This window comes from Mesorhizobium sp. M2A.F.Ca.ET.037.01.1.1 (genome assembly GCF_003998075.1).
Classification (GTDB): domain Bacteria; phylum Pseudomonadota; class Alphaproteobacteria; order Rhizobiales; family Rhizobiaceae; genus Mesorhizobium.
Genome location: NZ_RZSA01001629.1, coordinates 1 through 712, shown reverse-complemented (window position 1 = coordinate 712; position 712 = coordinate 1). Strand labels below are relative to the sequence as shown.

The window sequence follows — 712 nt, the reverse complement described above, 5'->3', positions numbered from 1 at the left end:
CGTGTAGACGGCCCAGTGTTGTTCCTCTCGCTCATTGGTGCCAGCTAAGCGATAAAGGCCGCGTTCAATCGGAACCAGAACCGATGAAAGAACAGTGCGGTCGCCGTTGAAGACGCGGTGCATATAGAAGCCGACCGGCTTAACGAGCGCGACGAGGATGCCGCAATAGAGAAGGATCTGTATCCAGCCGTAGATTGTCATGGTGATGGCTTTCCGTGCCTGGCGCCGGAACGTTCAGAAACGCTCGGGGCGGATGAGGGCGTAGGTAAGGTAGGCGAGCAGGAACAAGGTCACCGCGCCGCCAAGGAAATAATCGAGAAGCATGATCCGGCCCTTCCGCTCAGATTCTGTCGCAGGCTTTGACGTAGGCTAAGGACAGGGCGAAGAACAAAATCCCGATCCCGAGAACGATGAGGTCCATGGCAGGTCTTCCTTGTTCCACTTTGTGTTTGCGGGCTCGCGGTGGCGGGCTCAAAACTGCACGCGGACGCTCGACACCTTGGCGGCGACGGCGATCAAGCGTTTCTTCGAAGGAGATATGGACCCGATCGCCATAAAGGTTCGAGACGGAGCGGGCGGGAAAGATATAGGAATTTTATAGGGATTTTGGCCGACGCCGTCCGAAGGTCCGGTTGGTTAGTGTGCGTTGGCAGGTTCCATGCCTTGGCGACTGGGCGAGACACCTATCGCATCGTCATCCACGGGCGGAGCC

At 57.6% G+C, this 712-nt stretch carries 2 protein-coding genes; both read right to left on the bottom strand.

Annotated elements, in window-relative coordinates:
• The coding region (locus tag EOA27_RS38840) for a potassium-transporting ATPase subunit KdpA (RefSeq protein WP_189562394.1) at window positions 1-201 on the bottom strand (201 nt) is incomplete at its 3' end.
• A gap of 33 nt (window positions 202-234) precedes the next feature.
• A complete protein-coding gene (locus EOA27_RS38835; protein ID WP_126081227.1) occupies window positions 235-324 on the bottom strand; it encodes a K(+)-transporting ATPase subunit F in 90 nt (29 codons plus the stop codon).
• Window positions 325-712: the final 388 nt, after the last annotated feature.

Coding starts and splice junctions, on each gene's coding strand:
- EOA27_RS38835 (WP_126081227.1), bottom strand. CDS start 324: ATGCTTCTCGATTATTTCCTTGGCGGCGCGGTGACCTTGTTCCTGCTC.